This window comes from Mongoliibacter ruber (genome assembly GCF_003003005.1).
In the GTDB taxonomy this organism is placed as follows: Bacteria; Bacteroidota; Bacteroidia; order Cytophagales; family Cyclobacteriaceae; genus Mongoliibacter; species Mongoliibacter ruber.
This window is the reverse complement of record NZ_PVTR01000018.1, coordinates 1-13647: the sequence shown is the minus strand read 5'-3', so window position 1 is coordinate 13647 and position 13647 is coordinate 1. Positions and strand designations below refer to the sequence as shown.

Here is a 13647-nt window from a genome sequence, read left to right as displayed (position 1 = left end):
AAGATGAAAAATTATATATACAAAGGAATGGCCGCAGGATTTATAGTCTTGTCTGGCCTGGGAATAAGCTGTAACGTGTTGGACCAGGATCCCCAATTCCAGATTGCAACAAATGAAGCTTTTTCAAATCCAGTCAACGCAGAAGCGGCCCTAAACGGTCTGTACAACGAAGCACAATTGGTGTACAACTGGAGGGTCCAAACGCTAGGAGAGCTTGCTTCAGATTTAGTCCAATCAGTGGATACATGGGATAATTTTAACGTTATCGATGAGTTTAGACAAACTCCGGATAACACTGAAATAGACGATTTATATACGCAGATTTATAGAACCATCGATTTGGCCAATAATATCATTGCTTTTGCTCCGGATGTACCGGGTTTAGGTCAGGAAAGGGTCAATGACATGTTGGGTCAAGCCTATACATTCAGGGGAATGATGTATTTTGAATTGGTGAAATACTTCGGAGGTATCCCTGGCAAATATGGTGAGTTGGGTGTGATTATAGAAACAGAACCATCCATTGGTGTAGGTGAAGATGCCTTCAAAGAAAGGGCCAGCTTGCAGGATACTTGGAATCAGGTGAGGACAGATCTTGAAATGGGAGAAAGTATGCTTACAGAATCCCGTGCAAGTAATTTCTTAACCAGATCTAGGTTGACAAGAGCTGCCGCTACAGCTATGCTAGCCAGATACCACCTGTATTTGGACAATTGGGCTGAGGCAGAAGCCAAGGCCAACCAAGTCATCAGCCAAGGTTCATTTGAATTGGTGCAGCCTTTTTCTGATATTTTCAGAACTGATTTCTCTGCGGAATCCATATTTGAGATGCACTACAACGTAGTTGATTTCAGTGGGTTCAGACAATGGTATTTTCCTGCCAGTTTGAATGGTAGAGGTGGATTGAGTTTCCATGTGCCATTTGCAAATGAGTTACTTGCCAGACAAGGTGAAGATGATAGGAGTGATCTGATAGCCTTAAACCCAGCATTTGGGGGAGTCTATTACTCAACTAAGTTTGATGAGCTTCAAAACGCCAGCAATGTTCCAGTGCTAAGAATTGCAGAAATGTACCTTTTAAGGGCTGAAGCAAGAGCAAGGCAAGGAAATGTAGCAGGAGGTCTTGATGACTTGAATGCTGTCAGAAACAGGGCTGGTCTTGGCAATGCCTCTGCAGGAAGCGGAGAGGAACTGGTTGACCTTGTTTTGGATGAAAGAAGGTTTGAGTTTGCAATTGAAGGACATAGGTTTTTCGATATGACAAGAACAGGAAGGGCAATTGCTGAATTCACTGAAATTCCAAGAACCACAGGTTCTGGTACTTATTCTATTGGAAATGCAGGAAGATTTATTTTCCCTATTCCTAATTCTGAAATATTCACCAATCCAAATATGGTTCAAAATGAAGCATATCGTTAATGAAATTAATTCATAATATGATTCAAAAAATAATGATAGCCTGCCTCCTTGTTTTGGGGAGCGCAGGCTCTCTTTTGCATGCTCAGGGGATATCGGCAGCTGCCAATCCCAACCAACTGATCATGAAAGAGCTGGAGGTTGCCGAAAAGAACCATAATATTCAGGCAGGCGGAAAGAACCTGAGCTATAAAACCACAGCTGGTTTTATGCATATGTCCAATGAGGAAGGTAAAGACAAAGCTAAATTTTATTTTACCTCTTATACCCTCAACAACGTCACCAACCCTGTTGACAGGCCGATTACATTTGTATTCAACGGTGGCCCAGGATCCTCATCAGTCTGGTTGCATATGGGAGGCCTTGGACCAAGAATGATTGAAATGACAGAAGATGGAGAGGCATTACCACCTCCTTATCGTGTTATTGATAACCCGAATACTTGGTTAGACAAGACAGACTTGGTTTTCATAGACCCAATTGAAACTGGATATAGCCGTCCTGCCATTGGAGAAGACAAAAAACAGTTTCTCGGATATGTAGAGGACATCGCCTCTGTGGGTGATTTTATCCGTGCCTATGTCTCTGAATTTCAAAGATGGAATTCACCTAAGTTTCTTTCAGGCGAAAGTTATGGTACTACTAGGTCTGCGGGTCTTTCAGGTTATCTGCAGGATAGATATGGAATGTACTTGAATGGTATCATCATGATCAGTGCTGTAACCAACTTTGCGACACTGAATTTCACTAGGGGACATGATTTACCTTATATCATGTACCTGCCTACTTATGCAGCAATAGCCGCTTACCACAATAAACTTCCGCAAGAAATTAATGATGTGGAGAATTTTATTGAAGAAGTAAGAGGATATGCCAAGGGAGAGTACGCGAGCATGCTGATGAAAGGTGATCAATTGACAGAAGCAGACAAGCAAAAATTAGCGGACAAACTTCATCAGTACACTGGGCTTTCCAAAGATTACTTGGACAATACCCATTACAGAATCCATATCAGTAGGTTTGTAAAGGAATTGTTGAGAGATCAGAAGAATACCCTAGGAAGGCTGGACGGTAGGATTTTGGGCTTGGATTATGACCATGCCGGTGAAGGGTTTGAATTTGATCCAAGTTATAGCAAAGCAATCTATGGGCCTTACAGCATGGCGATCAATGATTATTTGAGAAGAGAATTGGGGGTTGAAACTGATCTTGGCTATGAGATTTTGACAGGTAGGGTGAGGCCTTGGAATTACAGCAATGTGCAAAACCAATACCTCAACAATTCAGAAACATTAAGAAATGCGATCCATAAAAACCCGTATTTGAAAGTGATGTTTATCAATGGATATTATGATTTGGCTACCCCTTTCTTTGCCACTGAATACACAGTCGATCACATGATGATAGCACCTGAGCTCAGGGACAATATCAGCATGAAGTACTATGAGTCTGGCCATATGGTGTATATCCATAAGCCGTCTTTAGAAAAAATGACCGTCGATGTGAGAGAGTTCTATGATGTGACGCTTCAAAAATAATTTTTTGTTAAGTTTAATTTCTTAGAAATCTTATAGCCACTCAATTTTGTTGAGTGGCTATTTTTTTAGGGGGTTATTTTGAATAGATTCTATTGAAAAACGTTTATTACTACCAATGACAGATTTGTAGGGTTTCCAACCTTTGACACTAGGAGATCCTTCACTACGTTCAGGATGACGAGAACCAACTGTCATTTCCTTTTTTGAACATTTTTTCCAATGTTATGAACTTAGAATACCTCCTTTACATGAGTTGATAACGTCTTACCAACCTGTTTCCAAGATAATCTATTATTTTTTAAAATTAGGGTAGGGTACAAAACCGGTTTCTCCTGGTATTTCAGGGAATTTCTGATTTTCCCACATCTCACGCGCTTTTCTTAGTTTTTCCTTACTGGATGAAACAAAATTCCAGTCTATATACCTTTCCTCAGGGAATGGTTCTCCTCCAAAAATGTAAACAGTTGTATTGGCCAGCATTTCAAATTCACAAAGACTGCTGTCCTTGGCGATTAGGATTTGCCTTGCTTCATATTTATGTCCTTCGCTTTTGATAGCACCTTCCAAAATATACAAGCCACTTTCTCCAAATAATTCTTCACCAATATTTATTTTCCTTGCCTCAAAACTTTTGATTTCCAAAAAGAATAGTTTGCTATGAACAGGCACAGGAGACTTTTTGCCAAATACTTCTCCTGCAATCACCTTTACCTTGACGTCACCGAGTTGAAGGGAAGGAATCTGTTCTGCTTCGATGTGGGTAAAAGAGGGTTCAGTATCCTCCAAATCCTTGGGAAGTGCCACCCAGATCTGTAGACCGTGTAAAGACTTCTCACTATCTCTAAGGTACTCTGGAGTTCTTTCAGAATGAACTACCCCTTTTCCGGCCGTCATCCAATTGACCGCTCCCGGTTTGATTTCTACTTCACTGCCTATAGTGTCTCGGTGCATGATAGCACCTTCAAATAAATAAGTCAGGGTAGAAAGGCCAATATGTGGATGGGGAGGGACGTCAAGATTTTGGTAGTCTTTCAATTCCTCAGGGCCCATGTGGTCTAAAAAGACAAAGGGACCTACGGCTCTTTTTTGTCTGAACGGAAGAAGCCGCCCAACAAGGAAACTCCCTACATTGGCGGCTCTTTCTTCGATTATTAAAGAAATATTGGACATTGCTCAGTTGGATTTAATTTTCAATTGATAAAACCATTACTGTAAATATCCAAAATACCAACCTTAAATCCATTGATTTCCTGAATGTTTTGAATCAATTAGTTCTTTCACAATTGATGCTGTACACCAAAAAATACTTTAGATTTCTTATCTGTTCCACTCCTGTTTTTTTGTGGTCTCAATTAAGTAAATACTGATGAAAACAATTCACTTTTGTAATTGCCTAAGTGCCTTTATTTCACTTTGATCTTGCTTGAATGATGACATCTGAGATAACAATTTATTGCATAAGTCAGAAGTCATTTCGCCGTCTATGGATAAAGCTGTTCTGTATGCATACACCACATCATTAACACCTACTTCACAATAATCGAGGGAATTTTCATTGACTGTAAACAAAGATTTCACATCCATCCAAGTTCGAAATACCTTTCCTCTTGTGCTTGCTCCTGAACCGATTTTACCTCCAAATGTCTTGATCATCGCCTGCAGTGTCGTAATATGATTTCTGCTCTTGAAAGCCTTTTGGGTAAACAGGTTTTTCAATTCTTCATCTGATTGCTCCAGCGAATTGATTGCTTTGTTATACTCTTTGATACGGTCATCGTTGATCACAACAAGGTCATTGAGTATTTTGGCCCATTTTTTTGAATGTTGCATGGCTGTTTTATTTAGATTAGAAATAGTGATTTTAGACGTTTTATCAACTTTCAGACCTCTAATTCCAATAAATCAAAAATCTAAAAATTTTGTAATTTTTCATGATATTTTTACAAGCTACACGGTAGTCATTTCCTAAGGTATCCACCAAAATTTTTTAAGTTGTTTTTTCTTATCCCTTTAAACTTCCTGTATTTAAATACCCATTTGCTAGGCTGAAAAGGTTATAATTTCCTTTCTGACAAAGCCTGTATAGACTTTTCAAGTTCGTACATCTCTACATTTGTAGAAGTTTTGAAGTAGTCCCAAGTTTTAAGATTGTGATTGGCGCTGCGATTCGCTTTGGATTTAATTTGGACGTTTTTCTTGTTCAAATCAAAAATCTCTTGGTCATACTTCATTCTTTGGATGCTGTTTTCAGCTTGAAAATCCTTTTTCATTCTAGTTAGGTTTTCCGCATTTCTATCAAAGCGCACATTGATTGATTTTGAATAGTTGGAATACTCTTTAGAAGTATCCCTGTTGGTTATTTTATAGGTTGTATCAATTTGTACCGCCAAAGCATTTCTATTTTCCAGATTGGTGTTGTTATTATTGTTTATCACTTCATTTGACTGAGAACAAGAGGATAGCATAAATGCAAATACACTTGTTTTCAACGCCATTCTCATAATTTCAGCTTTCATATTTATTGTTTAGAATTTTGCGGAATTTTATTTCCTAACCCCGTCAAAAACATTTTTTGGAATTCCGGGAAGCTTATCTATTCCACCTTCATTGGTGATAGGTAATTTCTTCGCCTGAATCAATCCAAGCACGAATTTTCGGAAATTCAATATCTTTTCACGTGCGCTATATCTCGTTTCCTTACAGGTGAAATACCCAACAATTGCCCCGATGCCCAATAACAATAGCAGGTCCTTTATGAAACTTCCTACTTTGTTTTTCTCTTTCTTTTTAACTTCCATTTCAAAATTGTATTCCATGTATTTTTTATCGGAATCCCTGGTTTCACACTTGACACTCGATTGATTCAAGTACTTTTTTGTCTAATCGTTAGATAACTTGGTGGATTTTCTACAAGCTTTTGTATGCCATGTTCAGTTTATTTCCAAATGTTGCTTTTTAATGACCTATTAAAATAATTCTGAAATAGATTATTATTCAAAATTATAGTTTTTAAAACCAACTTATTTGCAATAAATATTTTATAATTTGTATAATTTACTTATCTGAAAAAGTAGATCGCTGAGACTACATTGAGTAGTGAATTCAAAATTTTTGTAGGGAGAAAGAAGTAAACTGTCTTGTTTTTGACTCTGGGTCAAGTAGGTTAAGTTTATTTTTGACGGTCATTGCTTCTTTAGTATTCACGGTTTATTTCTTGAAAAATTGATATTCAGCATTTTAAATAAAATAAGACTTTGGGTAGTTCAAGTGTTTGTAAATCAGGCATTTGCAAGTTTCTTTTTTCTCAATTCTCTCATTTGTTTGAAAAATGAAGGCGTCAAGCCAGTGACTTTTTTGAATTGATTGGAAAGGTGAGACACACTGCTGTAATCAAGTTTGTAGGAGATTTCGGTCAGATTAAGCTCATTGTAGAGTAAAAGCTCTTTTACCTTTTCGATTTTGTGGTAGATGATGAATTGCTGAATAGTGATGGCCTGCACTTCAGAGAAAATATTTGACAAATAGGTGTAATCATAGCCGAGTTTCTCATTCAGAAAGTCTGAAAAATTGACCTTTGGCAATGATTCGGACTCATGAATCATTTTATGAATTTCATTTTTGATTTTCTCAATGAGGACACTTTTTTTATCATCAAGAAGCTCAAGCCCGATATTTTTTAAGCTTAGCCTAAAAGCCTCCATTTTTTCATCACTGGGGTATTTTAGAATCTCAACTTCTCCGATAATGACATTGGTAAAAGGAATATCTAATTTTTTGAGTTCTTCCTTTACCATTAAGACGCATCGAAGACTTAACATGTACTTGATATATATTTTCTGAGTAGCCATATTTTGTTTGATTTTCGTCTTATTCTGCCACAAGTAGAAAATTATCCTTATTGAAAGGAGGTTCTTGGTATACATGGGTATACATGATGGCTTTTTCCAATAATTTTTTCAATTTTTGGAAACTGTTTGGTTTGTGGATGTATACATTTGCACCATTTAGAAATGTCTCCTGCATGTCTTTTTCAGATGAGGATGTGGAGTAGATAGCAATTGATACATCTTTATATTTCTTATCAGCCCTGATTTCAAGAAGGCATTCCAGTCCGTTTTTTTTTGGCATATTGATATCCAAAAACAAAATATGCGGTAGGTTTTCTTCATCTGTCTGGCTCAATAACTTCAGCAGCTCCATACCGTCATTGACAGTATTCACTCTTGTTTGGGCTCTTAACTCATCAAAAGCTTCTTTGAAGAGAAGTCTGTCTGATTCATCATCATCAGCCAGGAGGATATTTAAGGTTTTATCATTCATTTTTTGCTGGGATATAGATGTCGAATGTTGTTCCTTTATTTATTTCACTTTTCACAGATATGATTCCATTATGATTTTCCACTACTTTTTTTACTATGGCCAGCCCTATTCCCGTACCTGGGTAATCGTCTTTGCTGTGCAGTTTTTCAAACACTTCAAAGATTCTTTTTTCAAATTCCTGATCAAATCCTATTCCATTATCAGATACACTGATATGGCAATATAACTCACTTGTGAGGTCTTCCAAGGTTTTGATACTTTCTCTTGCGATTACTTTGGAAGAAATGGTAATCTTAACTGGGGTATCAGGTTTGGTAAATTTAATTGAATTGCTTATCAGGTTGATCATCAGTTGTCTAAATTGAAAAGGTATAACCATTGCTTCACACATTTCCTGCATTTCAATGATGGTTTTACTATCCTCTAAGTCTTCTTTTATTTCTTTTTTTACATCCTGAATAATGTCAGAGAGTTTAAGCGTTTCGAATTTTCTTTCAGCTGAATTTAAGCTCGTGAAATTCAAAAGTTCTTCAATCAGCAACTGCATATTATTCGCTGATTTTTGGATAAATCGGAAATAATTTTTCCCATTTGAGGATAAATTTCCCTTCTCCTTCTCCATAATCCTATCTACAAAGGTTTGGATTTTGCGAAGCGGCTCCTGCAAATCATGGCTTGATACATATGCAAATGCTTCAAGTTCCTTGTTCATTTTGCCAAGCTCATTGTTTTTTTCAGCTAGGGATTTATTGGATAGATCTAATTGCTTGGTCCTTTCATTTACAGCTTCTTCGAGTTTCAAATTGTAGTTGCGGGATTCTTCAATGTTTTTAGTGAACATGTCCAGCTCAATTTTCTGAACTTTCATAGCTTCAGTAATGTCATTGAATGAGAGAAGTATCAAGTGATCTCCATGGCTTTTTTGAATGATCTTGCTGGCATTGAGCAAGAATACTTTTTCACCTATCCTTGGGAATTCATGAGTCACTTTATAATTATGAAAGGACGTATTCTTTGGTATAATATGCTCTAGTAGTTCTCTAAGGCTAGGAATATTCCATTGTTTATTTTCCAGTTCAAATAAAAGCTTGCCTTCCGTCTCTTCTTTTTTGAGCTTGAATAAACTGAAAAAGGCTTTATTGGTAGTTTTGATTTTTAAGTTTTTATCCAAAATCACCAAAGGTTCATGAAGCGTGGCAATAATAGCGTTGGAATACTCATAAGACTCTATCAGAAGTTCGTTCCGAACTTGAAGTTCTTGGTTAGTCGTGATCAATTCTTCATTGGAGGATTCTAACTCTTCCTTGGAAGTTTCTAATTCTTCATTGACAGTCTGTAACTCTTCATTGCTGGAAACTACTTCTTCATTTGCACTCTGAAGTTCTTCTATGAACCTTTCCTGTTCATGCGCAAGGGACATGGCATCTTCTTGTGAAGCTGCCAAATCCATTTCCAATTGCTTAAATTTTTTCTCTTTGATTGCCAATAGCTTTGCCTGATTTTCATCTTTACCGGCTATTTCATTTAATACCTGGCTTTGTTCATATTGAGAAAATATAACCAGCATCAATTGTTCGTCTGATTCAATCTTCAATGGAGCTACTTCTATACTGATAACAAATTCCTTGTCATTAATTTTTACAGCAATATCTTCTTTTTTGATTCTCTCCTCAGTTTTGAGAGATTTTGAGATGAGAATTCTGAGGTGAAAAGCAATTTCTTTGCGAACCAGTTTAAAGATATTCAAAGTGGCTTTTCCCGCGGTATGGCTAAAAAATAGGTCAGTATTTCCTCTAAACTGAACAATTTCAGCATGTTGATTGATGACCACACTCGGTGGTAAAAAATCCGAGATCAGAATTGTGTCTATAGCTTCACTTAATTCCAGCTTTTTGGAATTAGTTTTGGATTTTGAATATGGAGTTGCTCCCTTTTTAGGATTTGTTGGTTTTTCGTCTTTCAATTCTTTTTTTGATGATTTGAAATTTGGCAAAGGGAAGGTGATTTTTTCAGAACCATTTTTCCTTGAATAGATTTTGAATTTTTTATTAATTTCAGAATAAAGCTTTGTGGAAGAGCTAATAGATTCAGCTTTTCCAAGTATTAATATTCCTGTCTCGTTTAAGGCAAAATGGAAAGTATCCAAGACTCTTTTCTGAGCGGCTGTATCAAGATAAATAAATAGATTTCTGCAGCTGATTAGGTCTATTTTGGAAAATGGCGGATCTCTGAGAACATTGTGCGTTGCAAAAACACAGATATCTCTTATGGTTTTTGAAATCCTATAAGTGCCATCATCCTTAGTAAAGAACCTTTGGATACGCTTAGGAGTCATTGACTTCAGGTCATTTTCATCATAAATTCCCAATCGGGCTTTAGTAATAGCCCTCTCGCTTAGATCCGTAGCAAATAACTGTATAGTAATATGCCTGTTGGTTTTTTCCTGAATCTCCATAAATAGCATGGCAAATGAAAAAACCTCTTCCCCGGTCGAGCACGCAGGCACCCAAATTCTCAAAGTATCTTCATCGGATTTTGACTTGATCAGTTCTGGAATCAGCTCATTTTCCAAATAAGTGTATATCTCGGGATCCCTGAAAAAGCTCGTCACATTGATTAAAATATCCTGATAGAGGATGGTCAATTCTTCTTTTTTTTCATCCAATAGAGCCACATAGGCTGAAAGGTCATTCAGATTATGTAGCAACATCCTTCTAAGGATTCTACGTATGATAGTTTTTAGTTTGTAAACAGAAAAGTCAACACCTGAGGCTTTATTGAGCTTTTTAAGAATTAGCTTAAAGTCAGCATTTCCTTCATCAATAAAGTCTTCATCGGTGATGTTTAGTTTTAAGTTTTCGATCAAAGGGTTTTCTATCAGGTTGTTTAACTTCAGCGCAATTTCCTTTGGAGACAGGACAAAGTCGACCACACCGGCAGATATGGCAGAATTGGGCATGCTGTCAAATTTGGCTGAATGATCCTGGGCGAAGGTAATGCCACCTTGCTCTTTGACTATTCTTAGCCCAATGGTACCATCTGTTGCACTTCCACTCAGAATGATACCTATTGCCTTTTCATGATGTGCATTGGAAAGGGACGTGAGCAAAATATCTATTGGTAAGCTGAATTTTGGACTTGAAGGCCTGGGACTGACTATGACATGCGAATCTTCTACACAAATTTCCTTATCCGGTGGAATAATATAAAAACAATTTGGTTTGATCTGTTCTTTGTTACGGACCTCCTGTACTTTCATGCTTGTGATCTTGGAAAGTATAGGTGTCAGCATGCTTTTGTGGTCAGGACTGAGGTGCTGCACAAAAATAAATGCCATTCCAGTATCCGGGGATAGGTGTTCTAAGAACTCAGAAATAGCTTCAAGACCCCCTGCAGATGCACCAATGCCTACTATCGGAAATACTATGTTTTGTATTTCCTCTGAAACATCATTTTTTATATTTTTATATGATTGTTTCATAGGGCTGTTCTAATATTATTGGCAGGTTTGTTGGTTCATAAAAAAATAGTATGGCTTATCCTGATTTATGTAAGTTACCACTATTAAACTAGCTTTCCGAATCTTATTTAATCGAGTCAGTATTTTTTACACAATTATTAACACTACATTACCTATTTTTAGCCATTCATACACGGTTATTATAGTTTCAGCTTATTTTGGAAGCGTCTTTTATTTTGGTCTTTTAGCGTCTTCTTAAGAATCAAGTATCCACAGATGCCAGAAACAAAGGAGGCCATCAGAATACCCATTTTAGCTTGCTCAATATGGATTTGAGAGTCAAAAGCCAGTGAATTGATAAATAAGGACATGGTGAATCCAATTGCAGCCAAGAAGGATACACCCAAAAGCATATTGCCGTTGAGGCCTTTAGGCATTTTATACCATCCCATTTTGATACCTAGTATAGAAAGACCATAAATCCCGATGAGTTTGCCGACAACCAAGCCCAAACCTACTCCCAAAGCTATTGGGCTACTGATCATTTCCAACCATTGACTATCAATGACTACTCCAGCATTGGCCAAAGCGAAAATGGGCATTACTATATAGGCCACCAATCCGTGCATACTCCTTTCCAGCCTTTGTAAAGGTGAGATGGAAGCTTTAGAAATCCTTTTTATTTCACCAATGATATTCTCCTCATCCGGAGAAAGGAGGTACCTGTCTTTTTCGGCCTTATTTGCAGTTTTAAATTTATTGGTCAGTTCGGAAATTGAGTTTAGATAATTCTTTTTATCAATCCTGCGGTCTGCGGGAATAGCAAAAGCTGCCAAAACAGCGGCAATAGTTGCATGCACACCTGATAGAAGGGTGGCAAGCCAAAGACCTCCAATTCCAAGGAAGGCAAAAATTAAGACTTTTCTGATACCGATAAGATTGAGGCCGATCATCAGGGCCAAAACCGAAGCACCTATGGTCAAATTCAAAAGGGATATTTCCGAGGTATAAAATAAAGCCACGACCAAAACAGCTCCAATATCATCTATAATGGCTAATGCTGTCAGGAATACTTTTAATTGGATGGGAACTTTTGGACCCAACAGGTAAAGCACCCCAAGAGCAAATGCTATGTCAGTAGCCATAGGGATGCCCCAACCATTTAAGGCCGCAGGTGTCTGCCCCCAATTGATGCCTATGTATATAAGTGCTGGAAAAAGCATCCCACCAATCGCACCTACTATTGGCATCATGACATTTTTAGGATTAGAAAGCTCACCGGCAATGATTTCCCGCTTCAATTCTAGTCCTATTACAAAGAAGAAAATGGACATAAGACCATCGTTGATCCATAACAGCAATGGTTTGTAGACACTGAAATTCCCTAAAGTAAACCCGATGTTTTGACTGAGAAGCCATTGAATGTACGGGTTTGCAGGAAAATTTGCCAAAATCAAGGCGAGTAATGCAGAAAAGAAAAGCAGAAAAGAACTAAAGGAGCTTTTTCTAATAAACTGTACCAAAGGGCTCAAAGCACTGAATTTTAAGTTTCCTACAGTCATAACAGTATCGGTTAAATTGAAATCCGGGTTGAATTCATCAAAATAAACTATCTAATACATAAATAAAATTTATGATAGATGTATCAACCATTTAATTTTATATATGAAAAAAATCTTACGAAAATTTTTTTAGGAGGGTTTTGGACAATTTCATCAGACTTGTATAAAATCCATATTGTCAATTCATTTTTGAGAAATCTCAATAGGTAATAGATAAAAACTATTGAAATATAAATCCTATTGGAACATTTGTCACATTCAACTTCGTGGTTATTTCTGACCTTTGAATTATCAAATAAAAACAAAATAATCATGGAAGATCAAAATTTAATGACCATGCCGAGGATCGGTGATATAGCACCAGATTTCAAAGCAATGACTACGACTGGTCCAATGCAATTTTCTGAACATATAAAGGGAAGCTGGACAATATTATTTTCTCACCCTGCAGATTTTACTCCTGTATGTACAACGGAAATGAGTGGGTTTGCTTTGGATCAAAAGTACTTTGATGAGAAAAATACCAAATTGGTAGGTTTAAGCATAGATTCGATTCATTCACACATAGCCTGGGTAAATAATGTAAAAAAGAACACAGGAGTTTTATTCGAGTTTCCAATCATTGCCGATATAGATATGAAGGTATCCAAACTTTATGGCATGTTGCAACCAGGAGAAAGCGAAACGGCTGCGGTAAGGGCAGTATTTTTTATAGATCCAAAGGGAAAAATTAGGTTGATAATGTATTATCCACTTAATGTAGGCCGAAATATGGATGAGATAAAAAGAGCTTTAGTCGCTTTGCAGACAGCTGATCAGCATAAAGTATCTCTACCACTCAACTGGAGAGAAGGAGATAAAGTGATTGTTTCACCTCCAAAGACAGTCGCTGAAATGCTCGAAAGAGAAGCAAGTGATTATGAAATGGTAGATTTTTACCTTGCAAAAAAAGACCTTTAAGAATAAAAAGCACTGATTTTCAAATTTTCAGTGCTTTTTTTATGCAATAGGATTTATTTGCAATCTGTTTGATACAGGCTCTCTTTGGCTTGGATTTAAAAGATATTAGTGATTACACTACCTTCTGATTTGTCTCAATTAAATAAGTTTTATTTGTGTATTAACAATTTAAATTACCAAATCATCATCTTATTCCTAGCTCTGGGGTTGTTGTCTCTGAAAAGAGGGATGACTGCGAGGAACTCATGTGTGGTGTTCGGCAGTAGGAATGACCTGCTCATCGGTAGTTCATAGACATAGCCAATTCTCATTATTGGCAGCAGTACTCCCAGTTGGAAGTTGTTGGCATAATCAATTCTATGTCCGGCACCGACCCATATTTTTTCCATCA

The 13647-nt window shown here is 37.1% G+C and carries 12 protein-coding genes; 3 read left to right on the top strand and 9 right to left on the bottom strand.

From position 1 onward, the window contains the following. The first annotated feature begins 3 nt into the window (after positions 1 to 3). Both CLW00_RS19810 and CLW00_RS19805 read left to right on the top strand, forming a co-directional pair. Complete coding sequence (locus CLW00_RS19810) at positions 4 to 1419, top strand: RagB/SusD family nutrient uptake outer membrane protein (protein WP_170073253.1); 1416 nt, start codon at positions 4 to 6, stop codon at positions 1417 to 1419. A gap of 17 nt (positions 1420 to 1436) precedes the next feature. After that, positions 1437 to 2954 (top strand): S10 family peptidase, encoded by a 1518-nt coding sequence (locus CLW00_RS19805; protein ID WP_106135488.1) that lies wholly within the window; start codon positions 1437 to 1439, stop codon positions 2952 to 2954. A gap of 291 nt (positions 2955 to 3245) precedes the next feature. Here the strand turns inward: CLW00_RS19805 and CLW00_RS19800 are convergent, their stop codons facing one another. The 8 genes from CLW00_RS19800 to nhaA all read right to left on the bottom strand — a co-directional run bounded on the left by CLW00_RS19800 (position 3246) and on the right by nhaA (position 12296). Next, positions 3246 to 4124, bottom strand: a complete 879-nt coding sequence (locus CLW00_RS19800) for a pirin family protein (RefSeq protein ID WP_106135452.1) — start codon at positions 4122 to 4124, stop codon at positions 3246 to 3248. Positions 4125 to 4331: 207 nt separating this feature from the next. Further along, positions 4332 to 4784 (bottom strand): PA2169 family four-helix-bundle protein, encoded by a 453-nt coding sequence (locus CLW00_RS19795; RefSeq protein WP_106135451.1) that lies wholly within the window; start codon positions 4782 to 4784, stop codon positions 4332 to 4334. Between the two features lie 224 nt (positions 4785 to 5008). After that, complete coding sequence (locus CLW00_RS19790) at positions 5009 to 5470, bottom strand: hypothetical protein (protein WP_106135450.1); 462 nt, start codon at positions 5468 to 5470, stop codon at positions 5009 to 5011. Between the two features lie 27 nt (positions 5471 to 5497). Further along, on the bottom strand, positions 5498 to 5770 hold the full coding sequence (locus CLW00_RS19785) for a hypothetical protein (RefSeq protein WP_146131465.1): 273 nt from the start codon (positions 5768 to 5770) through the stop codon (positions 5498 to 5500). Between the two features lie 462 nt (positions 5771 to 6232). After that, complete coding sequence (locus CLW00_RS19780) at positions 6233 to 6802, bottom strand: helix-turn-helix domain-containing protein (RefSeq protein WP_245917412.1); 570 nt, start codon at positions 6800 to 6802, stop codon at positions 6233 to 6235. Positions 6803 to 6821: 19 nt separating this feature from the next. After that, positions 6822 to 7274: a response regulator gene (locus tag CLW00_RS19775; RefSeq protein ID WP_106135448.1), complete on the bottom strand. Its 453-nt coding sequence runs from the start codon at positions 7272 to 7274 to the stop codon at positions 6822 to 6824. Next, entirely contained in the window at positions 7267 to 10755 is a 3489-nt protein-coding gene (locus CLW00_RS19770; RefSeq protein ID WP_106135447.1) for a chemotaxis protein CheB, read from the bottom strand. The genes CLW00_RS19775 and CLW00_RS19770 overlap by 8 nt, the downstream gene beginning before the upstream one ends. A gap of 179 nt (positions 10756 to 10934) precedes the next feature. Then, entirely contained in the window at positions 10935 to 12296 is a 1362-nt protein-coding gene (nhaA, locus tag CLW00_RS19765) for a Na+/H+ antiporter NhaA (protein WP_106135446.1), read from the bottom strand. 312 nt (positions 12297 to 12608) lie between these two features. On the opposite strand from nhaA, the gene CLW00_RS19755 reads away from it, so the two are divergent. Further along, positions 12609 to 13256 (top strand): peroxiredoxin, encoded by a 648-nt coding sequence (locus CLW00_RS19755; protein ID WP_245917410.1) that lies wholly within the window; start codon positions 12609 to 12611, stop codon positions 13254 to 13256. Between the two features lie 173 nt (positions 13257 to 13429). On the opposite strand, the gene CLW00_RS19750 is transcribed toward CLW00_RS19755, so the two are convergent. After that, positions 13430 to 13647: type IX secretion system membrane protein PorP/SprF (locus CLW00_RS19750; RefSeq protein ID WP_146131464.1), on the bottom strand; the 218-nt coding region annotated here is incomplete at its 5' end.